Origin of the sequence: Pseudomonas sp. Z3-6, from assembly GCF_051131985.1 — a bacterium.
Classification (GTDB): Bacteria; Pseudomonadota; Gammaproteobacteria; order Pseudomonadales; family Pseudomonadaceae; genus Aquipseudomonas; species Aquipseudomonas zanjanensis.
This window is the reverse complement of record NZ_CP071644.1, coordinates 1,212,442-1,236,637: the sequence shown is the minus strand read 5'-3', so window position 1 is coordinate 1,236,637 and position 24,196 is coordinate 1,212,442. Positions and strand designations below refer to the sequence as shown.

Annotated in this window: 17 protein-coding genes and 1 pseudogene; 9 read left to right on the top strand and 9 right to left on the bottom strand. The window is 60.3% G+C overall.

Annotated features, from left to right (window positions below; all coding sequences use genetic code 11):
* Nucleotides 1-295: 295 nt before the first annotated feature.
* The 4 genes and pseudogenes from J3P88_RS05650 to glyA all read left to right on the top strand — a co-directional run bounded on the left by J3P88_RS05650 (nt 296) and on the right by glyA (nt 4,758).
* On the top strand, nt 296-1,501 hold the full coding sequence (locus tag J3P88_RS05650) for a benzoate/H(+) symporter BenE family transporter (RefSeq protein ID WP_186729553.1): 1,206 nt from the start codon (nt 296-298) through the stop codon (nt 1,499-1,501).
* Nucleotides 1,498-2,112, top strand: a pseudogene (locus J3P88_RS05645) (NAD(P)/FAD-dependent oxidoreductase); the annotation flags it as partial. The gene J3P88_RS05650 and the pseudogene J3P88_RS05645, both read left to right, overlap by 4 nt.
* A 142-nt stretch (nt 2,113-2,254) precedes the next feature.
* Nucleotides 2,255-3,508, top strand: a complete 1,254-nt coding sequence (gene thrC / locus J3P88_RS05640) for a threonine synthase (protein ID WP_434574390.1) — start codon at nt 2,255-2,257, stop codon at nt 3,506-3,508.
* An 11-nt stretch (nt 3,509-3,519) separates the two neighbouring features.
* Nucleotides 3,520-4,758, top strand: coding sequence for a serine hydroxymethyltransferase (glyA, locus tag J3P88_RS05635; protein WP_186729550.1), 1,239 nt, complete (start codon nt 3,520-3,522; stop codon nt 4,756-4,758).
* 186 nt (nt 4,759-4,944) lie between these two features.
* Here the strand turns inward: glyA and J3P88_RS05630 are convergent, their stop codons facing one another.
* Entirely contained in the window at nt 4,945-5,964 is a 1,020-nt protein-coding gene (locus J3P88_RS05630) for a Glu/Leu/Phe/Val dehydrogenase family protein (protein ID WP_186705070.1), read from the bottom strand.
* A gap of 187 nt (nt 5,965-6,151) precedes the next feature.
* On the opposite strand from J3P88_RS05630, the gene J3P88_RS05625 reads away from it, so the two are divergent.
* On the top strand, nt 6,152-6,955 hold the full coding sequence (locus J3P88_RS05625; protein ID WP_186705069.1) for a SirB1 family protein: 804 nt from the start codon (nt 6,152-6,154) through the stop codon (nt 6,953-6,955).
* A gap of 134 nt (nt 6,956-7,089) precedes the next feature.
* Here the strand turns inward: J3P88_RS05625 and maiA are convergent, their stop codons facing one another.
* Genes maiA through hmgA form a run of 3 tightly spaced genes read right to left on the bottom strand, consistent with a single transcriptional unit; the run spans nt 7,090 to nt 10,342 of the window.
* Nucleotides 7,090-7,728 carry a maleylacetoacetate isomerase gene (maiA, locus tag J3P88_RS05620; protein ID WP_186705068.1) on the bottom strand — a complete coding sequence of 213 codons (639 nt, stop codon included), beginning with the start codon at nt 7,726-7,728 and terminating at the stop codon, nt 7,090-7,092.
* Nucleotides 7,729-7,736: 8 nt separating this feature from the next.
* Nucleotides 7,737-9,035 carry a fumarylacetoacetase gene (gene fahA, locus J3P88_RS05615; RefSeq protein WP_434574389.1) on the bottom strand — a complete coding sequence of 433 codons (1,299 nt, stop codon included), beginning with the start codon at nt 9,033-9,035 and terminating at the stop codon, nt 7,737-7,739.
* Between the two features lie 2 nt (nt 9,036-9,037).
* The gene (gene hmgA / locus J3P88_RS05610; protein ID WP_434574388.1) at nt 9,038-10,342 is read right to left on the bottom strand and encodes a homogentisate 1,2-dioxygenase; all 1,305 of its coding nucleotides are present in this window, start codon (nt 10,340-10,342) and stop codon (nt 9,038-9,040) included.
* Nucleotides 10,343-10,699: 357 nt separating this feature from the next.
* On the opposite strand from hmgA, the gene J3P88_RS05605 reads away from it, so the two are divergent.
* On the top strand, nt 10,700-11,521 hold the full coding sequence (locus J3P88_RS05605; protein WP_434574387.1) for an IclR family transcriptional regulator: 822 nt from the start codon (nt 10,700-10,702) through the stop codon (nt 11,519-11,521).
* On the opposite strand, the gene J3P88_RS05600 is transcribed toward J3P88_RS05605, so the two are convergent.
* The 4 genes from J3P88_RS05600 to J3P88_RS05585 all read right to left on the bottom strand — a co-directional run bounded on the left by J3P88_RS05600 (nt 11,486) and on the right by J3P88_RS05585 (nt 18,431).
* Nucleotides 11,486-12,187, bottom strand: coding sequence for a hypothetical protein (locus tag J3P88_RS05600; protein WP_434574386.1), 702 nt, complete (start codon nt 12,185-12,187; stop codon nt 11,486-11,488). The two genes, J3P88_RS05605 and J3P88_RS05600, sit on opposite strands and share 36 nt — an antisense overlap.
* A gap of 204 nt (nt 12,188-12,391) precedes the next feature.
* Nucleotides 12,392-14,941 carry a LuxR C-terminal-related transcriptional regulator gene (locus J3P88_RS05595; protein WP_434574385.1) on the bottom strand — a complete coding sequence of 850 codons (2,550 nt, stop codon included), beginning with the start codon at nt 14,939-14,941 and terminating at the stop codon, nt 12,392-12,394.
* A 306-nt stretch (nt 14,942-15,247) separates the two neighbouring features.
* On the bottom strand, nt 15,248-16,615 hold the full coding sequence (locus J3P88_RS05590; RefSeq protein WP_186705062.1) for a DUF1329 domain-containing protein: 1,368 nt from the start codon (nt 16,613-16,615) through the stop codon (nt 15,248-15,250).
* Nucleotides 16,616-16,637: 22 nt separating this feature from the next.
* Nucleotides 16,638-18,431 carry a DUF1302 domain-containing protein gene (locus J3P88_RS05585; protein WP_186729772.1) on the bottom strand — a complete coding sequence of 598 codons (1,794 nt, stop codon included), beginning with the start codon at nt 18,429-18,431 and terminating at the stop codon, nt 16,638-16,640.
* Between the two features lie 631 nt (nt 18,432-19,062).
* On the opposite strand from J3P88_RS05585, the gene J3P88_RS05580 reads away from it, so the two are divergent.
* From J3P88_RS05580 to J3P88_RS05570, 3 genes are all read left to right on the top strand, one after another.
* Nucleotides 19,063-21,807: an S-type pyocin domain-containing protein gene (locus tag J3P88_RS05580; RefSeq protein ID WP_434574384.1), complete on the top strand. Its 2,745-nt coding sequence runs from the start codon at nt 19,063-19,065 to the stop codon at nt 21,805-21,807.
* Nucleotides 21,804-22,055, top strand: coding sequence for a bacteriocin immunity protein (locus J3P88_RS05575; RefSeq protein WP_434574383.1), 252 nt, complete (start codon nt 21,804-21,806; stop codon nt 22,053-22,055). The genes J3P88_RS05580 and J3P88_RS05575 overlap by 4 nt, the downstream gene beginning before the upstream one ends.
* A gap of 201 nt (nt 22,056-22,256) precedes the next feature.
* The gene (locus J3P88_RS05570; protein WP_434574382.1) at nt 22,257-23,021 is read left to right on the top strand and encodes an N-acetylmuramoyl-L-alanine amidase; all 765 of its coding nucleotides are present in this window, start codon (nt 22,257-22,259) and stop codon (nt 23,019-23,021) included.
* A 42-nt stretch (nt 23,022-23,063) separates the two neighbouring features.
* Here J3P88_RS05570 and J3P88_RS05565 read toward each other — a convergent pair whose 3' ends face one another.
* Entirely contained in the window at nt 23,064-23,975 is a 912-nt protein-coding gene (locus J3P88_RS05565) for an SDR family oxidoreductase (RefSeq protein ID WP_186705057.1), read from the bottom strand.
* Between the last annotated feature and the right edge of the window lie 221 nt (nt 23,976-24,196).

Here is a 24,196-nt window from a genome sequence, read left to right as displayed (position 1 = left end):
ACATGGAGGTTAGGCAACTAATAATTCGACGCATTCGATCCATTGAGTCGATTGATGCGATTATTGAATTGTTTATCAGCGTGGATTAAAGAAATTTTACAACAAATAATATCCATATGAATCAATAGATTATCTGCAATAAATTGCAAAATAGCGCCGTGATATCAGAAAAATATCTCGTAACAATCACGCCCCCTATTGAATCAACTCAATCCGTTCAAATACACTGATTGCGAATCGAAGCAATCGACTCAATCCCCCACTGCGCGCTCCTGCCGCGCCAAGTCGAGACATCATGGACACATTCAGAAAGGATCTATCCCTGTCAGCGGTCATCGCGGGCTTCATCGCCGTGATCATTTCCTACGCCGGCCCGCTCATCATCGTGTTCCAGGCAGCCAAGGAAGCGCACCTGCCCAACGACGTGGTGTCTTCGTGGATCTGGGCCATTTCCATCGGCAGCGGGATTACCGGCCTCCTCTTAAGCTGGCGCCTGCGTGTCCCGGTCATCACCGCATGGTCCACACCGGGGGCGGCGCTGCTGGTGTCAATGCTGCCCACCGTGACCCTGCCCCAGGCCATCGGTGCCTATGTGGTGGCGTCGGTGATCATCGCCGTGGTCGGTTTGTCCGGGGCGTTCGACAAGTTGATGAGTCGCCTGCCCAAGGCCATTGCCGCCGCCATGCTCGCCGGCATTCTGTTCCGCTTCGGCGCCGAGTTGTTCACGTCGATCAAGCTGCAGCCGGCGATGGTGCTGGCAATGATCGCGGCGTACCTGGTCTTCAAGCGATTCTCGCCACGCTACGCCATCCTGTCGGTGCTGATCATCGGCTGCGCGGTGGCCGCCTCGTTCGGTGAACTCAACAGCACCTCGATCACCATCGCCGTGGCTCATCCGGTCTTCATCGCACCGGAATGGAGCTGGCACGCAATCATCAACATCGGCCTGCCATTGGCGCTGGTGACCTTGACCGGCCAGTACGTACCCGGCATGGCCGTATTGCGCACCTCGGGCTACAACACGCCGGCGCGCTCGATCATTTCGGTCACCGCGATTGGCTCGGCCCTGATGGCCCCGTTCGGGTCCCACGGTCTTAACCTGGCGGCCATTACCGCCGCGATCTGCACCGGCCGCGAAGCCCACGAGGACCGCGACAAACGCTACATCGCCGGGATTGCCTGCGGGGTGTTCTACATCCTGATGGGCACTTTCGGCGCGACCCTGGCCTCGGTGTTTTCCGCCCTGCCGAAAGAATTGATCGCCTCCCTCGCCGGCCTCGCCCTGTTTGGCGCGATCAGTGCCGGGCTGACCGGCGCCATGGCGGATGAGAAGCAACGGGAAGCCGCGCTGATCACCTTTCTGGTCACCGCTTCGGGCATGAGTTTCCTCGGCTTGGCCGCCGCGTTCTGGGGGCTGATCTTTGGTCTCGTGGCGCATTTCGTGCTGACCTACACCCGGGAAAGCAAAGCCGCCGTTATCGCCGAGGGCAGCCGACCATGACTGCTCGTTACGACTTCATCGTGGTCGGTGGCGGCATCGCCGGCGTCTCAGTCGCTTATGAACTGGCGGCCCATGGCAGCGTCTGCCTGCTCGAACAGGAACAACAACTGGCCTACCACACCACGGGGCGTTCGGCCGCGATCTCGATGGAAAGCTACGGCAACCAGCAGATCCGTTCGCTGACCTGCGCGTCCCGGCGCTTTTTCGAGAATCCGCCCGAAGGTCTGGCCGAGCATCCACTCTGGGCGCCACGGGGCGCGTTGATCGTGGCCCAGGCGGCGCGGGTGGAAAAACTCAAAGCGCGTTTCAGCGCCGTATCGGGCCAAGTGCCTACGGCCGAGTTGCTCGACGACAAGCAAGTACAGGAACTGGTCCCCTACCTCGCCGAAGGCACCTGGAGTGCCGGGATCTACGAGCCCAGCGCCTTCGACCTGGATGTGCACGGCATTCACGGTGCCTACCTCAGTGGATTGCGTGCCCGCGGTGGCGTGGTCAAGCGCGAGACCGAAGTGCTGCGTGGCGAATATCGCGACGGGCATTGGCGCTTGCACATCCGGGACGGCCAGCAGCTGCAAAGCGCCATCGTGGTCAACGCCGCCGGCGCCAGTGCGCTGGCCCGCAATACCCTGGTCGCCATCGACGCCATCATGGTGATCTGAAACACCTTCTGCCAGCGAAGTGCCCGTCGGTCCGGTGCGCCGGACCGACGTTGGCAAGGAAAGCACCAGCACAGCGTACTTTCAGAGGGTGACCATGAAAAATTCGTACAGAGCGTATGTATTGCAGTGCCTGGCTTGCGATCGAAGCTACCAGCCCCATGAGGTCAGCTACTACTGTCCTCATTGCCAAATCGATGGTGCCCTGGATGCGCTTTACGACTACCCCACACTCAAGCGCGAATGGTCCCGGGACAGCCTGGCCCATGACCACGCCCGTGGCATGTGGCGCTATGACCGCTTGATGCCGTTGAGCTCGACGCAGTTCATTCCACCGTTACTGGTGGGCAATACGCCGCTGTACTCGCGCCCGGAATTGCTCGGCAAGGGTGCCCGGATCAAAGTCTACGTAAAAGACGAATCGCGGCAACCGACCGGGTCATTGAAGGATCGCGCCAGCGCGCTGGCGGTGGCCCACGCCATGCAATCCGGTGCGCGCACCGTGGCGGTGGCCAGCACCGGCAATGCGGCTTCGGCATTGGCCGGGATGAGTGCCAGCCTGGGCTTGCACAATGTCATTTACCTGCCCAAGAGCGCGCCCCGGGAAAAACTCGCGCAGATGCAGGGCTACGGCGCCGAGATCGTGCTGGTCGACGGGCAATACGACGAAGCCTTCGAACAATGCCTCGACGCCTGCGAAAAACACGGCTGGTACAACCGCACCACCGGGATCAACTCGTACATGAGCGAAGGCAAGAAGACCGTCGCCTTCGAGATGTGCGAACAGCTCAACTGGCAGGTGCCGGACCTGGTGTTCGTGCCCGTCGGCAACGGCTGCATCCTGGGCTCGGTCTACAAAGGCTTTTTCGACCTGCTGCAACTGGGCTGGATCGAACGCATTCCGCGCCTGATCGGCGTTCAGGCCGAGCACAGCAACTTCATGTACCGCGCCTGGCGCTACGACCGCTCGATGCGACAAACCGAACGCCTGCCGCCCACCAGCCTGGCCAGCAGCATTAACGTGGCATTGCCACGTGATCGCCTCAAGGCCATGCGTGCGGTGACCGCCAGCGACGGCGAGTTCATCTGCGTCAGCGACCCAAGCATTGTCGCCGCCGCCTCTCGATTGGCCGCCAGCACCGGCGTGTTTCCGGAAGCCGGCGCCGCCAGTGCCTTCGCCGGCCTGCTCAAGTACGCAGAAACACACCCCGCCACCCCGCAAACCGCCGTGATCCTGATCACCGGCAGCGGTTTGAAAGACACCTCCATTTTTCTGTCCAGCTCGTCCAAAAGCCAGCCGCGGGTGTTGCCGCATCCCATGACTGCGCCGCTGGCCGAAGCGTTTATCTAAGGAATCACACCATGAGTCTGCAAAATTTCGATCCCGCCGTTGCCCGCCTGATCGACCGCGAGCGCAACCGCCAGGAAACCCACCTGGAACTGATCGCTTCAGAAAACTACGTCAGCGAAGAAGTGCTCCAGGCCCAGGGTTCCGTGCTCACCAACAAGTACGCCGAAGGCTATCCGGGCAAGCGTTACTACGGCGGCTGCAAGGTCGTCGATGAAATCGAGAACCTGGCCATCGAGCGTGCGCGCAAATTGTTCAACTGCGAATACGTCAACGTGCAGCCGCATTCCGGCTCCCAGGCCAACCAAGCGGTTTTCCTGGCGGTGCTGGAACCCGGCGACACGATCCTGGGCATGTCGCTGGCCCACGGCGGCCACCTGACCCACGGCGCCTCGGTGAATTTTTCCGGCAAAATCTACCGGGCCTTTTCCTATGGCCTGGACACGGAAACCGAAACCCTCGACTACGAAGAAATGGAAGCCCTGGCCCGGGAGCACCGGCCGAAGATGATCATTGCCGGAGCCTCGGCCTATTCGCGGACCATTGATTTCCAGCGCTTTCGCAAGGTCTGCGATGAAATCGGCGCCTACCTGATGGTGGACATGGCGCACTACGCCGGGTTGATCGCCGCCGGCGTGTACCCCTCGCCAGTGGGCATCGCCGACTTCATCACTTCCACTACCCACAAGACGTTGCGCGGCCCCCGCGGCGGCCTGATCCTGGCCAAGGCGCAATACGCCGCCCTGCTCGACAAGACGATTTTCCCGGTGTACCAGGGCGGCCCGCTGATGCACGTCATCGCCGCCAAGGCCGTGGCTTTCAACGAAGCCCTGGGCGACGGGTTCAAGCATTACCAGCAGCGGGTGGTCGACAACGCCCGGGTCATGGCCGACGTCCTGACCCGGCGTGGCTTGCGGGTGGTGTCCGGCGGTACCGACTGCCACATGTTCCTGCTTGACCTGCGCTCGATGAACATCACCGGCAAAGACGCCGAGGCGCTGCTGGAAAGCGCCCATATCACCCTGAACAAAAACGCGATCCCCAATGACCCGCAGAAACCGGCGATCACCAGTGGCATTCGCATCGGCACCCCTGCCTTGACCACACGCGGTTTTGGTGAAGCGGAATGTGCCGAAGTGGCGAACCTGATAGCCGACCTGCTGGAACAGCCGAACAACGCCGCACGCCTGGATAACACCCGGCGCCGAGTGATGCATTTGTGTGAATGCTTTCCGGTTTACCTGCTGAGGTAATTGCGGAAAGACTGTGGCAAGGAAATTTATCTGTGGGAGCAAAGCTTGCTCGCGATGAAGATGACTCGGTTAGCCTGAACAGTCGCGGCGCCTGCATCGCGAGCAAGCTTTGCTCCCACAGATAGGTTGCTTCACTGCTTCACTGCTTCACTGCTTCACTGCTACCAATGATTTCCTTTTTGATTTTCAGCGGTACAACAGGCGCTCCGCCAGTTCATCGGCCACCCGGGCCGGTGAGCGCTTTTCCGCCTGGGCATGCGCAAAGACTTCCGTAAGCCTTGCACCGATTTTCGACAGGTGCGCGGTGATCGTCGGCAGCTCTTCACCACGATGCTTGAGGGCGACGTAGATCAGCCCGCCGGAGTTGATCACATAGTCCGGCGCATAGAGAATCCCGCGTCTTTCCAACTGATCGGCCACCTGCAGGTTGCTCAACTGATTGTGGGCTGAGCCGGCAACGGCCGAGCAGCGCAGTTGCGCCACGCTTTGGCTGTTGAGGACCCCGCCCAGGCCGCAAGGGGCGAGGATGTCGCAGGGTGTGCTGAGCAGCGCGTCGTTGGCGATCGGATGGGCGCCCAGTTGCTCCATGGCCAGTTGCACCTTGCCAGGGTCGATGTCGCTGACCAGCAATTCGGCCCCCGCCGCATGCAGCTGTTCGGCCAGGGCATAACCGACATTGCCCAGGCCCTGGATCGCCACCCGCAGGCTTTCGAGGTTATCGCTGCCCAGGCGAGCCATGGCGGTGGCACGGATGCCGGCAAAGACCCCCATCGCCGCGTGGGGCGCAGGGTCTCCCGCAGCGGTGGTACTGGTGACATGGCGGGTCTGCTGGGCGATGCAATCCATGTCGGCCACCGACGTGCCGCTGTCGATGGCGGTGATATAGCGCCCGTCCAATTGCTCGATGCAACGACCAAAGGCTTCGAACAGCGCCGCCCGACTCTCCACATGGGCCGGACGCATGATCACCGCCACCCCGCCGCCCACGGGCAAACCAGCCAGAGCCGCCTTGTAGCTCATGCCTTGGGCCAGGCGCACGGCGTCTGCCACGGCACTTTCGTCGTCGGGGTAGGCAAGATAACGACAGCCTCCCAGGGCGGGCCCGGGGCGGCTGCAATGAATGGCAATCACCGCCTTCAACCCGGTCGTCGGGTCTACGCTTAGGTGCAGCGATTCAAGGCGGGAGCTTTGCATGAGAGCAAACATCGTAAGGCTCCCGAATCACTTTTGTTTGTTTCGCCAGTATAGGCGTGCAGTCGAAAATTGCTGGAGCACGCCGGAATAAGTCGCCTGGGTGGTCAGTCTTTTTCGGCATAACCTGTCACAGCATCGTTTGGAGACTGGACGAAAATCCATGGCAGGGCTAAAACGGGAGCATAGCCCGGAGAGTTCGATGAAACCGCGCCAAGCCTTTTTTGATTGCCTGCACCGCTCGCCGCCGGCGTTGTTCGAAGCAGCGTTGTGGATCGCTGCCGAACATGATCGCGACGTCAACGTTCCGGTCTTGCTGAAGGAATTCAAGGAACTGCAACAGCGGGTCAGCCATGACCTGCCGATGCTGCCTGTCAGCGAGCTGGGCCAGCCTCTGCTACGACGGCTCAACGACCTGGGTTTCGCCCAGGACGACTTCACACCGCTGCGGCCGCGAGCGGCGCTGTTGGATAAAGTCCTGGCGCGCAAACGCGGGCAGCCCCTGGCCCTCGGGCTGATTGCCCTGGAGTTGGCCCGCGGCCTGGAAATTCCGATGGTCGGTGTCAATTTCCCCGGGCATTTCCTGTTGAAGGTACCTGGGGCCGACCACCTGCTCGACCCATGCGGTGGCCGCCGGTTGTACCCCAACGACTGCCGGGAACTGTTGCAACGCCAATACGGCGCGAATATGTCGCTCAAGGCCGAGCACTTGGTCAACGCCGAGCCGATGCAGATGCTGCAGCGCCTGTCGCGCAACCTGCGCCAACTGCATCTGGCGAACGACGACTACATCGCGGCCCTGATCGACGCCGAACGGGTGCTGGAACTGGGCAACGCCAGCGCCGCCGACTACCTGGCCCGCGCCAGCCTGTACCAGCGGCTCGATTGCCCCAACGCCGAACGCTTCGACCTGGAGCATGCGCTGATGCTCAGTGACGATCCGATCCAGCGAATCCGGCTGACGGAGCGGCTGGGGCATCTGCCGCCGAATTCGGTGGTGCATTGAGTTGTCGTGAGACTGCACCTCTTTGTCGACCGTTGAATCGCCTTCGCGAGCAAGCCCGCTCCCACATTTGATCGGCGTACACCCGGATCAATGTGGGAGCGGGCTTGCTCGCGAAGACGGCAGACCAGCCAATATCAAGTGGGTGTATCCGGCTGATTCGCCGGGTGCGCCTGCTGGAACGCCGGATGCCCAGCCGCCAACGCCGCCACGCGCCGGATCCGCGGATACCCTTGCAAGGAAACATTGAACCGCTCGGCGGCGTACAGCTGCGGGATCAGGAACACATCCGCCAACCCCGGCAGCGCGCCGAAGCAATAGCCGTCGTCGCCAATCAACTGCTCCACCGCCGCCAATCCCCGGCTGATCCAATGCCCGATCCACTCCGTCACCTGCGTTTCATCGTGGCCCCGCTGCCGCAGCTGGTTGAGCACGCTGACGTTGTGCAAGGGATGAATGTCGCAACCGATCAGCGCGGCGACGCCACGCTCGTGGGCACGCACAATCAGGTCGGCGCTGAGCAGCGGCACCTGGGGATAACGCTCCTCCAGGTATTCGATGATGGCGGGTGATTGCACCAGCAACGCGCCCTCATCGGTACGCAGCGTCGGCACCCGCCCCTGGGGGTTGATCGCCAGATAAGCCGGCTGGCGATGCTCGCCCCCCGGCGCAGCGATCAGGTTGACGGGCAAGGCCTGGTAATCCAGGCCTTTGAGGGCCAACGCAATGCGCACCCTGTAGGACGAGGTGGAGCGGTAGTAGGTATAGAGTTCCATGGCTACCCTCAACGCGCCGGCAGGATCTTGCCCCGGCATTCGCCGAAGCCGATGGAGGCGAAATTTTCGCGGCGGCAACGGGCGCGCAAGATGATTTCGTCACCGTCCTCGAGGAATCGGCGCACTTCGCCAGACGCCAGTTCGATTGGTTTTTTCCCGCCTTCGGTGATTTCCAGCAGGCTGCCGAATTGATGGTTTTCAGGCCCAGACAAGGTGCCCGAGCCAAACAGGTCGCCGGCCTGCAACTGGCAGCCGTTGACGCTGTGATGCGCGATCATCTGCGCCACGGTCCAGTACATGTATCGGGTGTTGCTCAACGTCAGGCGCTGAGCCGGCAGGTTCTGCTCGACCATAGCCTCGGTCAGCAACAGAACTTCCAATTCGATGTCGAGGGCGCCGCCGGCCTGGTCACGGGTGTCCAGCAGATAAGGCAGCGGTTGCGGATCGCCTTCCGGGCGCGCCGGCTGTGGGCGGCGGAACGGCTCCAAGGCTTCAGCCGTCACCACCCACGGCGAAATGCTGGTCAGGAAACTCTTCGACAGGAACGGCCCCAGGGGCTGGTATTCCCACGCCTGGATGTCCCGGGCCGACCAGTCGTTGAGCAGGCAGAACCCGCCAATGTGCTCGGCGGCATCGCCAATGGGGATCGGTTCGCCCAGGGCATTGCCCTTGCCGATCCAGATGCCCAGCTCCAGCTCATAGTCCAAGCGCGCGCACGGGCCGAAGGTCGGTTCGGCCTGGCCGGCCGGCAAGGTCTGGCCCTTGGGGCGACGCACGTCGGTGCCGGACGGGCGAATGGTCGAGGCACGACCGTGGTAGCCGATAGGCACGTATTTGTAGTTGGGCAATAGCGGGTTATCGGGGCGGAACAGTTTGCCGACATTCTGGGCGTGTTCGATACCGACGTAGAAGTCGGTGTAGTCGTTGATCCTGGCGGGCAGGTGCATCTGGCAGTCGGCGGCGACGAGCAGCAGCTTCGCCGTTTCAACTTTGCCACGCAACGGACTGTCTTCGCGCAACAGTTCCAGCAGTCGTTCACGCAGGGCCACCCGGGCGCTGCGGCCCAGGTCGAAAAATTCATTCAATTGGCCGTCGGCCATGGCTTCGACGGCTTGCCGCGCCGCGCCGTCAAACAGGCCCGCGTGCAGCGCCGCCTGCAGATCGAAAATCCGCTCGCCAATCGCCACGCCGCTGCGCAAGGCACCGCCATCGACGCTGAAAATACCCAATGGCAGGTTCTGCAACGGGAAATCGGCGTGGCCGTTGGCGCTGGCGACCCAGCTACGGGCAGGGGAAAGTTGAGTCATGGTTATCTCCGGGTCGGGTCGAACGTGACAGGCAGCGAGGCCCAACAAAGATCGTAGTCGGTTTGCAGTTGCGGGCAGTCCAGGGCGAAACGACTTGGGCGCAGCACTTGGCTGGTCTCGAACATGAACGCCATGGTGTTGTCGATTTTCGCTGGCCGAAGATCAGCGTTGATCGCCTTGGTACAGGTTTCGCCGTCCGGGCCATGGGCGCTCATGCAACTGTGCAGGGACGCACCGCCCGGCAGGAAACCTTCGGCCTTGGCGTCGTAGGCGCCCTGGATCAGGCCCATGAATTCGTTCATCAGGTTGCGGTGGAACCACGGTGGACGGAAGGTGTTTTCCGCCACCATCCAGCGTGGCGGGAAGATCACGAAATCGAGGTTGGCCAGGCCGTGGACACTCGTGGGCGAGGTCAGCACGGTGAAAATCGACGGGTCAGGGTGATCGAAACTGACCGTGCCAATGGTGTTGAATCGGCGCAGGTCATATTTGTACGGCACGTTGTTGCCGTGCCAGGCCACCACATCGAGGGGCGAGTGATCCAGCTCGCACACCCACAACTCACCGAGGAATTTCTGCACCAAGGTTGTCGGTTGCGCGAGGTTCTCGTAATGGGCGACCGGCGTCAGGAAGTCCCGCGGGTTCGCCAGGCCATTGCTGCCGATGGGCCCGAGGTCCGGCAGACGCAACGGCGCACCATGGTTTTCGGCGAGGTAGCCACGGGCCTGGGGGTCGAGCAGTTCAATGCGAAACTTCAGGCCCCGGGGCAGCACGGCGATTTCCAGCGGTGCCAGTTCCAGCACGCCCAGTTCAGTGGCGATCCGCAGCCGTCCCAGTTGCGGCACGATCAGCCACTCACCGTCGGCATTGAAAAACACCCGCTCCATGGAGCGGTTGGCCCGGTAGTGATAAAGGCTGACGCCCGCCGGTTTATCCGCGCCGGCATTGGCCGCCATGCGCACCAGCCCGTCGATGAAGTCGGTGGGCTCGGCGGGAATATCCAGCGGGTTCCAGCGCAGGCGATTGGGGGTGACGTCGCCCAATGGGCCTCCCGCCACTTGCCGTTCGAGCTTGGTGAAGGCCGGGTGGTTGGCCGACGGTCGGATGCGATACATCCAGGTGCGCCGCGCTTCGCTGCGGGCCATGGTGAACGCCGTGCCAGAAAACAACTCGGCATAGAGACCGTACGGGGCTTTCTGCGGGGAGTTCTGGCCGACGGGCAAGGCGCCGGGCAAGGCTTCGCTGGCAAATTCGTTGCCCAAGCCTGATTGATAAACCAGGTCCGACGCGGTGGAATCGAGGTTCATGGAGCCTCCTGGGGATGCGGCCCGTCACTCAACGGAGGGGTTGAGGCGCACCGGGTTATTTTTATCGTAATTCAATTACGCATAACGTAATTTGCTCAGTAACCACCGTCAAGCTATAAAGACGCCCATTCGCCCCAATGCCGATCAGTTAAGCGAAATAAAACCCGACAGTAACCCTGTGGCGAGGGAGCTTGCTCCCGCTGGGTCGCGAAGCGGCCCTGTTTTTGGGGCTGCTACGCCCGAGGCGTCGGACCGGCCCAGCGGGAGCAAGCTCCCTCGCCACGGTTTACGTGTTTGCCCGTGCTATCCACTTAACTGACAGGCATTAGCCCATTCGCCTCTGGACCCTGCGCCTCCATGGAAATCCCGCTCAGCAACGGTAAACAGAAAGTTCGCTCGGCCGAAGTCGGCACCGACATTCTCAAGGCCCTGGCCGAACTCTCCCCCTCCACGTCGCTGTCGCGCCTGGCCGAACATGTGCAAATGCCGGCGAGCAAGGTCCATCGCTACTTGCAGGCGTTAATCGCCAGCGGGTTTGCCGAGCAGAACGCCGCCACCAACCACTACGGCCTGGGCCGTGAAGCCCTGCGTGTGGGCCTGGCAGCGCTGAATGGCATGGACGTGCTGCAAGTGGCCGCCCTGCCCCTGGCCGAGTTGCGCGACGACTTGAACGAAACCTGCTTCCTCGCCGTGTGGGGCAACCATGGCGCGACCGTGGTGCGCATCGAACCCGCCGTGCGAGCCGTGACCGTGGTGACGCAACTGGGCTCGGTCTTGCCGTTGCTCAGTTCGTCCACCGGGCTGGTGTTCAGTGCTTATTTGCCGGCGCGCGAGACCATCGGCCTGCGCGAGCAGGAAGTGCAAGGCACCGAGCACCACGCCCTGGCCGACGACCGCGTCTATGCCACCCTCTGCGAGCAGATCCGCAGCCGCGGCCTGCACCATGTGCATGGCTTGCTGATGCCGGGCGTGGACGCCTTGTCCGCCCCGGTCTTCAATGCCGTCGGCGAGGTGAAGGCGGTGATGACCATCGTTGGCCCGACCTCGTTGTTCCACGCCGACGAAAACGGCCCGGCGGCGCAACGATTGTTGGCGGCGACTCGGGCCGTGAGTTGGCGGATGGGGTATGAGGCGGCGCCAGGATCAGTCGAGGAAATCCGGGACAATCCTGATCACTAGATCATTGAGGTGCGTAGTGATCAATTGCGGATGGACATGGCTGTCTTCCCCGCTGAAGCGAACGGTATAGATACCCTGGTGGTTGCCCTCCGAGTGATAAGGAATCACATCATTCTGGAAATGGCCCAGCAGGTACTCGACCAACCCCTCGGAAGACGACACCAGGCGCTGGCCGGTGTCATCCTCAATGAAGCTGGTCACATATACGCCGCCGGGGTTGATATTAGGCGCGTGGACTTTCAATGCGCCATGCACGCCCTCGGCGATCAAGGGCCTGAGGGGACGCAGGGACAGCTCGATTGCCGGCTGTTGAGTCAAACTTGCAACAATGTCTATGACGATTTTTTCAAATGCTATCAAGTCCAATGTCTTGAGCTGGTCTTCAGCGGCAAAGGAATAACGTTTGCTGAATAGATTGCTGATGCCTTGCGTATAAGTGGGCAGGTGTTGCTTTTCAACGCAGGCCAGGGTTTCGTCGAACAATGTTCGGGAGCTTCCCAATTCAGGACTTGGGAAGTTCTTCAATGTATTCACGTAGGCAGTGAATGGGTTGATGCCCAGTGGCTCCAGGTAATGACCCAACAGCACCTGCACGGCAAAATCCACGCGGGTGTTCTTCAGGGCGATCAGTCTTTCGGAGTGGGAAGAGAACAACGGGGTATTCATATTAGACGTCCTTGTCATTTCATGGCCTCGAACTTCCTGTTCGAGCCGTTATTGATGGTGCGGTTGAATGCAACAGCACGGCATCTCGGTTCAACTGAAGTCGCAACTTATCGCTGAACTTCAGTCACGCCGTTATACACAGGCTAATAGCCGACTGTAAAAAAGTAAGTGTAAGCGTGCGTGAAGTTTCAAGCATTCATCGCCCTAACCCATCACCCCCATGACCTTGGCTTTCGCCACCGCTTGCGTACGCCGTTGTACGCCCAACTTGCTGTGGATTCGTCGCGCATGGGTTTTCACCGTATGCAGTGATATGAACAACTGTTCGGCTATCTGTTGGTTTGAATGACCTTGGGCAATCAGCTCCAGGACCTCCAGTTCGCGATGACTGAGCAAGGTGTCCTCGACGGTGGCAGGCGACTCGACCTGTTCTGCCGATTGGCCCCAGCGCAACAGCTCGGGCTGGCGCAAGCGCAGCTCGCATAAGGCTTGCTGGGCCCGCCAGCAAGTAACTCGCTTGAGACCTTCCTGCAAAAGTGAACGGGCCTGGGCACGATCGCCGGACAACCAGACGACCTCTGTCAGCACCAGGTGCAGTTCGGTTTCCAGGCTGTGCATTTCACCGTGCTGTGCCTGGGCGATCATGGCCTGCAGGCGCACCTGTGGTTCCTGCGCCCGTTGCAAGTAGACCTCGGCGAGCACCAGCAGGTATTCAAGTCGCGCGATCAACTCCAGGGTCGCGGGAGGCGCGTGCTTGGCCTGGGGTCCGCGAAAGTGCCGCAAGACTCGGGTCAAGGCTTCATAGGCCAGTTCCGCCCGTCCCTGCTGCAACCAGAACTGGCAGCTGGTTTGCAGCAACACGCCGCGGTAAACGGTGTCGGGGATGTGCCGCTGCTGCATGGTCCGCTCGGCATCACGCAAATGCATGAAGGCCTCGCCATAGTCGCCTTGGTTGGCCGCCAGGCAGGCCTTGCCGAGAAAGCCATAGAGCACCTGTTTGTCCTGGCTGAGCAGGCCCGTTTCCAGGCCGGTTTGAAAGTGCTCGGCGGCCAGTTCCTCAAAGCCCATGCGCAGCGCCAGGCGCCCGCGCCGCAAGGCAATACGCCCCAACAACGGAGAAAAATCCTGGCCCGGTTTATCCAGCAGCGCCTGGACGGCGGCCAGTAAATGATCGGCCCGATGCGGTGCGCCGCGTTGCTCCAGAACCTGGGCGTGATCCAGCTCCAGCAAGCCCTCGAAGACCAGCGAACCCTGTGCACGCGCCAGGCACAACGCCTGGCGGTTGATCCATTGCGCCGAGGCCAGATCGCCAGCCAGCAGCGCCTGCTGCGTCAGCCCACCCAGGCACAGCACCCGTTGGGACCAGGCCTCCGTGTCCAGGCTGGCCTGGGCCTGGAGAAAATGCTCGCGCGCCGGTTCGCCATCGCCCGAGAGATGCAACAACCAGCCCTGCAAGACCTGCCACCTGGCCAGCACCTGTCGCTGCCGACAGGCCGAAGGCTGCGGCATAAATCTGGCCAGTTGTTCGATGCACATTGACGCCTGGTCGAAGCGCCCGGCGAACAACAGCGCAGCGGTGACCAGCCCCACCGATTGCGGCGTACCGAGGGTCAGCGCGTCGCCTTGTTGATCGTGCAAGCTCAGCAACAGCACCACGTTGCGGCGCTGCAAGACGTGCTCGAAGCTCAAATGCTGCAAGAAACTGACGGCGGTCTCGAACTCCTCGGCCAACATCGCTTGCTCGAATGCCATTTGCCAGTCCTGCTCGGCCGCAAACCATTGGCAGGCCCGTCGATGCCAGGAGCGGCCCTGGGACCAGGGCTCTTCACGCACCAACCGGGCCAGGGCCGGGAAAATCTGCAACCAATCCGAGGTCTGCTCCCACGGTTCGATGAAACAACCCAGCTCCAGCAACAACGGCAGGCATTGCGCGCCCACCGTGTCGCCGAACAGGTGCTCGCACAGCCGTGCATTGAAGCGCGGCAGATGCGCCAGCACCCGCCAGGCCTCTGCCAGTTCCGGGGTCAGCGTGCTGAACAGCTCGTACTCCAAGTAGTCGACCAAGGTTCGCGGCCGTCCCGGCGCCACATGACTGCGTGCCCATTCGCAGCGCTCAAGCAAGCTGATGCGCACCCCGGCACACCAGCCGCCACTGCGCTGGATCACCTCGCGGGCCGTGCGGGCAGCCTGGGGACCGGGCAGATGACGAAGCAGGGGCTCGACATCGTCAGGGGTGAAAAACAGCGCCTGCGGGTCAAGCTCATGCAGCTCGTCGTCGAGCAGCAGCCGCGGCCAGTTGCAATGGGGACGACGGCGACCGTTGAGCCAAAGGTGCAACGCCGGACTGCTGGTATTCAACAGACGGTCGAGCAACTGGTCCAGTTCGGGATTCGGTACCCGGCAATAGTCGTCCAGGAACAACCAGGTGGGCGTTTGCAAACGCGCCAGATGAGCCAACAGCCCCGCTTCGTCCAGCATCGGCAACCCGAGGGTCTGTGCCAGGCACTCGCACATTTGCACCGTGCTCAACGCCGCGCCCCCCAGGGGCAACCAATGCAGCCGGCAGTCACTGGGAGCCTGCAAAAAACACTCGGCAAACAACGCACTCTTGCCACTGCCCGCCGGCGCGCAGAGCAGCTTTACCCGCGCTTCGGAAATCAGCAGCGGCTCGCTCAGGGACCGCCGCGGCACATGCGTCGAGGACAGGCGAGGCAGCAATCCTGGACGGTCCGGACACGGGGTCATGGCGGTCATGTGGGCGATCCTGTTTATTGTTATCTCACCACCCTAGACCTGTGTCGCCGACCTTTGGAGAAGTATTCAGCGCGCTGATTGGCGCCCATAAAAAAACGACCGGCAGGGGCGCTGCCGGTCGTCATGTCTGGATCAAATCAGACTCGGTCCCGTGGCGAGGGAGCTTGCTCCCGCTAGGCTGCGCAGCAGCCTCAAAAAGGACCACTCGATGCACCTGATACATCGAGCTGCCTGGTTTCAGGGCCGCTGCGCGCCCCAGCGGGAGCAAGCTCCCTCGCCACGAGCCCTCATCACTCAGGAAAGGACTTACCGAACCCCGGTCGAACGCAACGCCGCCGGCGTGTAGTCGGCCGCCCTGGCCTCGAAGCCGTACTCGTAACTGTGCTTCTCTTCGTTCTTCATCCCCAGCGCGATGTAGCGGCCGGCGATGATGTCGTAGAGCGCTTCAAGGGTGTAGCCCGGGTTCTGATGGTCGTAATAGAACTGGGCATGACCTTCGGCCACCCGCCACAGTTGGCCGCGACCGTCATAGTGATCCACCAGCGCCGCCTGCCAGCTGTCCTCGTCGATGTACATGTGGCGCTTGGCATAAATGTGCCGCTCGCTGGGCTTGACCGTCCCCACCACTTCCCAGACCCGGTGCAGCTCGTAGCGGGTCAGGTCTTGGTTGATGTGGCCGGCCTTGACCACATCGTCGTACTTGAGGCTCGGCGAATCGAGTTTGTAGCTGTTGTATGGAATGTACATTTCCTTCTTGCCGATCAGCTTCCAGTCGTAGCGGTCCGGCGCCCCGGAAAACAGGTCGAAGTTGTCGGAGGTACGCAACCCGTCGGCGGCGGTACCCGGGCCGTCGTAGGCCACTTGCGGGGCGCGACGCACACGGCGCTGGCCGGCGTTGTAGATCCATGCCAGGCGCGGCTCCTTCACTTGGTCGAGGGTCTCATGCACCAGCAACACGTTACCGGCCAGGCGCGCCGGAGCGGTGACCGATTGCTTGAAATAGGTCAGCACGTTGCTGGCCTTTTCCGGGTCGGCGTCCTTGATCAGGAACGGCACGGCGATTTCTTCTTCGAAGCGGATCGGCGTGAAGCTGCCATTGGTCTGCGGCGTGACCTGGGTGATGACCCGGCGCAGGTTGCCACCGTGATAACGGGTAACGTGGTTCCACAGCACTTCCACGCCGTTCTTGGGAATCGGGAAGGCGTAGTAGCGGTTGCCGGTAAAATTCGACAAGCCGTTACCGTCGTTGATGGACGTTACATTGAGGGCGCTGCGCTTGGCCGACTCGTAGATTTCCGGCGGCAGGCCGACACTGCGATGGGTCGGGTAGACCGGGATCTTGTAAGTCTCCGGGTAGCGCTTGAACATCGCGACCTGCCCTTCGGAGAGTTTGTCCTTGTACTTGTCCACAGTCGCGGCGGTGATGGTGAACAGTGGTTTTTCATTGGCGAACGGGTCGGCCAGAAAGCCCTTGCTGTCCACCGCCCCGGCGTTTTTCGGGATGCCGCCAGTCCAGGCCGGAATCGAGCCATCGGCATTGCCGGCTTTTTCCGCGCCCAACGGCGTAAGGCTGGTGCCCAGTTTGTTCGCTTCCTCCGGCGACACCGCCGCCATCACGTTCACGGCCAGCAGGCTCAAGGCCAGGGCACCGCATTGCAGGATCATCTTGCGCATTGGGTTTTCCTTGTCAGCCAGATCAGAAGTTCACGCCGAAGCTCAGCGCGAGGAAATCGCGGTCTTCGAGAACGTTGTAATCGCCGCCAAAAAAGTCGGTGTAGCTCAAGCTGGCGGTGTAGGTGTTGCGGTAATCGGCATCGACACCAACACTGACGGCCTTGGCGCCTTCGTTGAACAAACCATTGGGGCCATAGCCCGCCACGTCGTGGGACCAGGACAGGTTGGGCTTGAAGTTAACCCCGCCGATCACGTTGGAGTAATCGAGAATCGCCCGGGCGCGATAACCCCAGGACGTCGAAGTGACGAAACCGTCGGTGTCGCCCTGGAAGCCGTATTGGCCATAGACCGAATCCCGGCCATAACGCAGCGTGTCCTTGGACTCCAGGCCACCGACATGCACCACCGCCGCTTCGCCGACCAAGGTCAGGCGGTCAGCGCCCAATACCTGGTCGAAGAAATGCGTCAGGGTGCTCTGGACCTGGGTGATTTCCTTGCGGCGGTAACCGGTGTTGTCGGCGCCAGGCGAGGTGGCGATGGGCGATGCGGCGCCACCGGCAATCGGGTTGACCAGGGCCAGGGTCAGGTCGTTGGTATTGACCTGCACCGGCGCGTTGGGACGGTAGCTGACTTCCCCGGTCCAGGCGGTGCCGGTGGGCAGCGTCGTGGAGAAACTGGCGCCGTACAGGCGGATGTCTTCTGGGTATTCAAGGTAATACCCACCGCGACCCAACATCACGCTCTGCGCCAGGCCCGCGCCGCTGCCGGGGGCCAGCCCGTTGGCAATCGCGACCATGCCCGGCAACGCCGCCAGCGTCGAGAGCCCCGCCGTGGTGGTTCCGACAGTAGGCGTACGGCTGTGGTAATTCATGAAGTACAGGCCGTACTCGGTGTCATCGCCAAGCCAGCGCAACGCCGTGCCCCACTGGCCGGAGTCCCGGGCGTCACGATCGCCGCCACGGGGAATGATCACCCCTTCGCTGGACACCTGGATCTCCTCGCCGAATGCCTGGGTCAAGGGCACGAACGGCGCAATCGCCGGGCTGCCTACGGTGTAGCCACTGGTGCAACCGTCAGCCACCACGTCGTTGCCGAAGAACGTACCGCAGTTATCCACCACGGTCTGGTCCCACTCCAACTGGTAGAACCCTTCGATGGTGAGTTTGTCGGTCAGCCCCTGGGAGGCGAACAGCATGTTCACCGGAATCAGGCCTTCCTTGATCTCCGCACCGGGGCGACGGAACGCGGACACGTCCACCGGGTTGATGCTGTTGATGGAGTTGCCGATGAAAGTACTTTCCCCCCAACTGACCACCTGCTTGCCGGCGCGAACAGTGCCTGGCAAATCGGCGATGGAATAGTTGTGGTAGACGAAGGCATCAAGAATCTGCGCCCCCGAGGACTTGGCGCCCTCCTTGCGATTGCTGTCGCTGATGTCCTTGAACTCGCGGCCTTCATCCTTGAGCTCGAAGTCGTACCAGTACTTGCCGCGCACGAACACACCGGTATCGCCGTACTTGAGCTCGAGGTCGTGCAGGCCCTTGAAGATTTTTGAAAAGGTCTCGCCTTTCTTGAAATTCAGCCGTCCATCATCACCGGTGGAGGATTGGCCCGTACCACCATTGACCGTACCGACCAGGTCCTTGTCGGCATCGCGCATGCCCCAGCTCGCGCCCACGGACAGCGACGAATCGAACTGACCCTCGATCTCGCCAATGTTGAATGAAACGGCCTGCGCCTGGGCACAGCAACCCAAGGCCACCGCGACGGCCAGCGCCTGCGGCTTGAAGATGGCGCGCATTGTTATTGTTGTCATGCGTCTTCCCCGATGAGTGACAGAGCCTTCACCCTACTGCCGGATGCTATGGGCGATAAGCGCACCAAGGAGGTATTCACGCTGTACCTCCAAAGGATGACAGCCCTTGCACATCGGGCCTTTGAGGCGTGCATGGATGGATTGGATGATGGGCTATCAGCGCCGCGCATACCCCTGCCTCGCCGACGACTGTTACGCGCCCTGCAACGGTGCATGTCCGGATCCGGGCTGTTTCCCACCGGGCTCGATCCCTATGCTGGCCGGGCTTGCAGGGCAACGGGCCTGCAAACGCAAGTCGCCACGGCACCCCTCACGCCTGGCGCACCGTCATTCGGATGGATTGGCGCATCGGTCCATCATCCCGTGCTTATCGACGTTGGTTTGTAGCTCCTTTGCAACGTCACGCTTAGGCCGCTGTTTTTACAGCGGCCTTTTTTATGTGCGACTGTTTCCGAGTTAAAACTTCTTGTTTCCTACAGTGTTGTCGGAAAGGCTCACCTGCCTGCATGTGGAGTTCGAACTTATAGTTTCCTTGGTCGCGCAGGATGGGCGACCAAGGAAATAGCCATGAACGACTGCACGTATTGAGTCACGGCATGGCTATTCAGATTCGATTCGAAAGGAACTCGATATGCAGCAAGAAAAAAATATCCTTGTGAATAGAGGCATACCCCGCACGCCTTCGTCATCTAATGGTTATGGATTTAGCGCAAGAGGCGTATCAGGCCCAGACCACTCCGATCGTGCATACGATGCCGTTGATTATGCCATTGATTGGCTGGATGAAAGTAACACATCCACCGAAGAGCTCTTCAAAGAAAATATCAAAAATATCACCCATATAACCAACGCCGAACTCGCAAAAACAAGAGCAGCCGTTGCTGCGGTGGTCCCGCGTGGAACCGATGCGGCCGAAATTGAATTACGAACACTCAAGCTACAACTGTTCAAAGCGAGAAAAGATCATCAAGAACATATAGCGATAGCCAATCTTTATTATGGTCATGATCCACTGACTCACAAGTTTCAAGACGCTCGTCGTAAGGGGTTCGAGCTCGTTGGCCGTCGCGGAGGACAAAGGGCTTACTACAAAGCAATTTCCAAGTGGAATGTCTCTTATGCTGCGGCGTACGAGGCAAAATTCCTGGCTGAGCAGATCAAGCTATTGGATGCTCGCTTAACCGCACACAACAAAGCCATTGCCCAGGCAAACGCAAAAAAAGCCGCTGAGGCTCGGGCAAAGGCTCAAGTTGAAGCCAAACGCGTGGCTCAGGAACAGGCGCGCAAGGCCGCCGAAGCCGAGGCTAAACGCGCTGCTGAAGAACGAGCACGGATTACGCGGATTGCCACAACAGTAGCTGCTAAACAAGCCCACGATGCCGCCATGGCCTTATGGGAGGCCAAAAGGTGGGCCGCTGCTGAAGAACTTGAGGCGGAGGAAGCGAGGCGTCAGGCAGAAGTTCAAAAGGCACGTCAACCAGCCCGGGCTACCCGTACATTTCCTGTATCGGGCGCCGCGGCAGCCGCCGGCCCAGTATTTACAATCGCAGGCGGGACCTTCGCTCCCAACCGGGTGACCGCCTCGGGCATCACGGATGAGTTGCGCACCGCGGTTTCGGCGACCCTAAAAACAGTTACCGCAATGGCATCACCCACTGTTGCATGGTTCGCGTCACTGATTGACCCGTCGGAGCTGGGCAACGAAGAACGCTACGCCCTGAGTGTTCCGCTGTCAGAACTAGCTCCAGCCAACACCGATGATTTGCTGGCAATCGCAACATCGAAAGGAGAGGCCAATCTCCCGGTGGTGCTGGGTTCCATGACCGCCGACGACGAAATGATGTTCGTCGTTGCGAGTGCCGACGGAACATCGGTGCCCTCCAGCGTGCCGGTCAGGCTTGCAACACTCGACCCTCACAGCAACGTCTACAAATCCTACAGCCCAGATGGCTCATCCACCTTGATGACCTGGACGCCTATCGTAAAAGAAACGGAAGCATCCACGACACTGCCATCGATCGTGCCGAAGATCGACCTCTATGAGGGCGGGACCCCCTGGGCCATAACCGGAGGGGTCGAGAAGAATTCGGATCTGGAGGATTACGATTTTGGTAGTGGATTCGTCACGGTGTTCCCGGTTGAGTCGGGTATTCCGCCCATCTATACCGTCTTTAACAATTCTTCTGAATGGGCTTCCGCGGAAGAGGCACGCAAGGCAGCCGAAGCCGAGATCCTACGCGTAGCCCAGGCACAAGCACTGGAACAAGTCCTGGCGGGGCGCGCCTATCCGATACCTGGCGCGGCAGCCACGGCCGGTCCGGTGTTCACGCTTGTCGGCAGTAGCCTGGCCATAAGTTCGGAAGCGACCTTGGCAATCCAGGCCGCGCTACGAGCCGCAGTCGCCATGGCTATCGAGTCGCTCACCGCAGTGGCTGCGCCGACCTTGGCGGGTTTTGCGGCGCTGCTCTATTCGCCCAAGCTGGCGAACGGTGAATTGCCCGAGCGATATGCGTTCAGCACGCCACTCTCGGAACTCGCACCGACACATCACCACGATTTGCATGCAATCGCGGCGACCGACAGATTCGTCGACTTGCCGGTACGCCTCACTTCTCAAGCGACCGTGGATGGTCAATCCGAAATCCTCGTGATCAACACTGACGGCATAACCCATCCGTCGAAAGTCAAAGTGGTTCCGGTTACCTATAGCGCTCAACAAAATCTCTACACCGCTACAACTGAAGAAACCCCACCCAGAACCTTGATGTGGACGCCGGTCGTTCAACCCGGAAACAGTTCCACGACCCTTCCCGCCGAGCCGCCCGCCCCGCCTGTTTATACAGGCGCATCGGTAACGCCCATAGAGGGAAGGATCGATCCATTCCCCGAAATAACCGCAGACAGCTTCGATGATTATGTTTTCGTTTTCCCAATCGACTCAGGCCTGCCGCCTCTGTACGTCATGTTCAGGGATCGACGGGAGGACCCTGGGGTTGCGCTGGGAATGGGGGCTCCGGTTTCAGGTGGGTGGATGGACGCAGCATCGAAAGGTGAAGGGGCAGCCATTCCGTCGCAGATTGCGGATCAGTTGAGGGGGAAGGAATTTAGGAACTTCAAGGCGTTTCGGGAGGCTTTTTGGAGGGAGGTTGCTAATGATCCGGTACTTTCCCAACAATTTGATCAGTACAACCTGGAGCTGATGAAGAAAGGGATGTCAGCCATTGTCAACAAGGCTGAACGCGCTGGCAGCCGTAACAAATATGAGCTGCACCACAAAAAATACATTCACCTAGGCGGTGAGGTTTACAACATTGACAACATTAACGTAATGACACCTAAACGGCACATTGAAACCCACCGAGAGCACAAACAATGAGCAAAGCGATAGTGGAAATGACTGAGTCAGAATTCCTGGCATTCGTGATAAAGATCTGTTACGTGGATTATCCTTCGGAAAAAGCTCACACAGCAGCCGTTCTAGAATTTGAAAGAATTTCAGAGCACCCTTCCGGCTCAGACCTAATCTATTATCCGGAAGACGGCCATAACACTCCTGAACAAATAGTCCACAAAGTGAAAACCTGGCGTTCCTCCAATGGAAAACCTGGATTCAAGCAATCCTGATTCTGTTTAAATCGGTGCCCTTTCGCTGCCGCTAGCCCGCAGCAAAAGGGCTTTTTTGTCGCCATTAAAAAATCCTTAGCCTCTAAGCGCCCGTTCCTACAACAAAGCCAGAATCCAACTACGCGCACATAAAAAAACCACTGTTACGCTGAAAGCAATCGCAGCATATCGCTTCGATTTATTGACCAGCGAGTACAGAGAATGCAAATAAACAATACAAGCTATCGTTCAAAAAAAGGTTTTAACAGCCGCGTTCGTTTTTTGGTTTTCCATTACACCGCCGGCAACTTCGCATCGTCCGTCAATGCATTGACCGGCCCTTCCGTCAGCGCCCATTACCTGATTCCCGACTTCACCGACCCCACCTATTTGAAAGAGGGTTTCAAGGAACCGCAGATTTTCAACCTGGTGGACGAGAACCAGCGGGCCTGGCATGCAGGTGTGAGCAGTTGGGGAAATCGCAGCAACCTGAACGACAGCTCGATCGGCGTGGAAATTGTCAACCTGGCCACCGATAACCAAGGCCAATTAACTTTTCCGCCCTACAAGGCCCAGCAGATCGAGGCCATCGAATACCTGGCACTGGACATTCTCAAGCGCTACCAGGACATCAGCCCGGTCAATGTGGTAGCGCATTCGGATATCGCCGCCGGGCGCAAGAGCGATCCGGGTCCGATGTTCCCCTGGCACGCGTTGTATCTCAAGGGCATGGGTGCATGGTTCGATGACGCCACTCAAGAAGAATTCATGCAGGCGTATCGAGCCAATGGAATTCCTCTTCGCGAACAATTGGTCGGGCTATTCAAACGATACGGCTATGACACTTCGGCGGCCACGACCGGTGCAGGTTTCCAGCGCCTGGTAAGAGCATTTCAGTTGCACTTTCGCCCGGCCAAGTATGACGGTGTGATGGACGTCGAGACCGCCGCGAACCTGGCGGCCCTGGTGAAGAAGTATTTTCCCTGAACCGGTTACTGTGCTGACAGCAACCGGCGCGGGCTATAACTGTTAAATGGCGTGCCGTTGCAGATTCGCCATCATTTCCTTCAAGGCTTCCAGGTTGTCATTCGGGTGTACCGCATCCTGGAAATCGCAGATCTGCTGCCAATGGGCGGCGACGTCTTCAGGGGAAAAGCCTTTGCGTGGATCGAAGCCAGCGCCCAGGCTGCGTTCCCAGCGCACCTTGCCCATCCAGCCGCCGCCCACTTCGAACAGGCCGGAGGTTTCCTGGCAAGTCTCGCTGGCCAGGTAAACCACCAGTGGGCTGACGAGTTCAGGCTTGAGTTGCTCGAACACCTGCGGCGGGATCAGGCCTTCGGTCATGCGGGTGCCGCCGGTGGGGGCGATGGCATTGACCAGGATGTTGTTCTTGCGGCCTTCGATGGCCAGGGTTCGGGTCAAGCCATAGAGGCCAAGCTTGGCCATGCCGTAGTTGGATTGGCCGAAGTTGCCGTAGATGCCGGAGGTGGATGCGGTGAAGATCACCCGCCCGTAATTTTGCTCACGCAGGTGCGGCCAAGCGGCCCGGGTCACCTTGTAGGCGCCCTCGACGTGGACGCGGTAGACCAGGTCCCAGTCGGCGTCGTCCATTTTGTGAAACGTCTTGTCCCGCAGGATCCCGGCATTGTTGACCACTACATCGACACGACCGAACGCGTCGAGCGCATTTTGGACCAGCTTGTCGCCGTCGGTTACCGAGTCATGGTTGGCCTCGGCGATGCCGCCCGCGTCACGGATTTCGGCAACCACCCGGTCCGCTGCCGAGGCATTGGCCCCTTCCCCTTGAGCCGAGCCGCCCAGGTCGTTGACCAGCACTTTCGCGCCTTGTCTGGCGAATAGCAGCGCGTGGGCGCGTCCCAGGCCACCGCCGGCTCCCGTGACGATCACGACTTTATCTTCGAAGCGCACAGACTCACTCATGGCAGAACTCCAGCAGGCGAATAGGACAATGGGCACGAGTGTCGGGCACCTGTCGACCGGTCACAATCAACACGGTTGCCAGTGAATGGTGGCCGATAAGGCGGGGGGATGATGCGGGCCCAAGCCCTGTGGGAGCGAGCCTGCTCGCGAAAGCGGTGTTTCAGTCAGGACAGATGTTGGATGTGCTGACGCCATCGCGAGCAGGCTCGCTCCCACAGGGG

Excerpts from the sequence above, each read along its gene's own strand:
- maiA (WP_186705068.1), bottom strand. The coding sequence starts at position 7,728 with ATGGAACTCTATACCTACTACCGCTCCACCTCGTCCTACAGGGTGCGC.
- glyA (WP_186729550.1), top strand. The coding sequence starts at position 3,520 with ATGAGTCTGCAAAATTTCGATCCCGCCGTTGCCCGCCTGATCGACCGC.
- J3P88_RS05605 (WP_434574387.1), top strand. The coding sequence starts at position 10,700 with ATGGAAATCCCGCTCAGCAACGGTAAACAGAAAGTTCGCTCGGCCGAA.
- J3P88_RS05570 (WP_434574382.1), top strand. The coding sequence starts at position 22,257 with ATGCAAATAAACAATACAAGCTATCGTTCAAAAAAAGGTTTTAACAGC.
- J3P88_RS05565 (WP_186705057.1), bottom strand. The coding sequence starts at position 23,975 with ATGAGTGAGTCTGTGCGCTTCGAAGATAAAGTCGTGATCGTCACGGGA.
- J3P88_RS05625 (WP_186705069.1), top strand. The coding sequence starts at position 6,152 with ATGAAACCGCGCCAAGCCTTTTTTGATTGCCTGCACCGCTCGCCGCCG.
- J3P88_RS05575 (WP_434574383.1), top strand. The coding sequence starts at position 21,804 with ATGAGCAAAGCGATAGTGGAAATGACTGAGTCAGAATTCCTGGCATTC.
- J3P88_RS05595 (WP_434574385.1), bottom strand. The coding sequence starts at position 14,941 with ATGACCGCCATGACCCCGTGTCCGGACCGTCCAGGATTGCTGCCTCGC.
- J3P88_RS05590 (WP_186705062.1), bottom strand. The coding sequence starts at position 16,615 with ATGCGCAAGATGATCCTGCAATGCGGTGCCCTGGCCTTGAGCCTGCTG.
- J3P88_RS05630 (WP_186705070.1), bottom strand. The coding sequence starts at position 5,964 with ATGTTTGCTCTCATGCAAAGCTCCCGCCTTGAATCGCTGCACCTAAGC.
- fahA (WP_434574389.1), bottom strand. The coding sequence starts at position 9,035 with ATGACTCAACTTTCCCCTGCCCGTAGCTGGGTCGCCAGCGCCAACGGC.
- hmgA (WP_434574388.1), bottom strand. The coding sequence starts at position 10,342 with ATGAACCTCGATTCCACCGCGTCGGACCTGGTTTATCAATCAGGCTTG.
- thrC (WP_434574390.1), top strand. The coding sequence starts at position 2,255 with ATGAAAAATTCGTACAGAGCGTATGTATTGCAGTGCCTGGCTTGCGAT.
- J3P88_RS05600 (WP_434574386.1), bottom strand. The coding sequence starts at position 12,187 with ATGAATACCCCGTTGTTCTCTTCCCACTCCGAAAGACTGATCGCCCTG.
- J3P88_RS05580 (WP_434574384.1), top strand. The coding sequence starts at position 19,063 with ATGCAGCAAGAAAAAAATATCCTTGTGAATAGAGGCATACCCCGCACG.
- J3P88_RS05585 (WP_186729772.1), bottom strand. The coding sequence starts at position 18,431 with ATGACAACAATAACAATGCGCGCCATCTTCAAGCCGCAGGCGCTGGCC.
- J3P88_RS05650 (WP_186729553.1), top strand. The coding sequence starts at position 296 with ATGGACACATTCAGAAAGGATCTATCCCTGTCAGCGGTCATCGCGGGC.